The organism is Candidatus Thiosymbion oneisti, assembly GCF_900092655.1.
Taxonomy (GTDB): Bacteria; Pseudomonadota; Gammaproteobacteria; order Chromatiales; family Chromatiaceae; genus Thiosymbion; species Thiosymbion oneisti.
In genome coordinates this window covers 1-257 of sequence record NZ_FLUY01000836.1, presented here as the reverse complement: position 1 = coordinate 257, position 257 = coordinate 1, and the positions used below count along the sequence as shown (strand labels likewise).

General features: G+C 69.6%; 1 protein-coding gene. It reads left to right on the top strand.

Annotation, left to right across the window (positions count from 1 at the left end; all coding sequences use genetic code 11):
* Window positions 1-257 (top strand): hypothetical protein (locus BQ17_RS21695; RefSeq protein ID WP_176722357.1); only part of this gene is annotated, 257 nt, incomplete at both ends.

Genomic DNA, 257 nt, shown 5'->3' with positions numbered 1-257 from the left:
CCGGCCATCCAGCGTTGGCAGGCGCGCTTTGTCGCCGAGCCCGTCCAGGCCATCGGCGATCTGCTGGCCGACCGTATTTTCCTCGGCCCCTTCGCCCGGGCGCGTCCGTCCGAGGCCCTGGTCCAAATCCTGACACCGGAACAGATCCCGCGCGCGGACCAGGCAATGCACGAATGGCTCGATGCGGTGCTCGGTGCACCGGCGTCAGAGGGCCTTCCAGGCAAGCGGTTCGCCGACGCCCTGGTCGACGCCTTCCG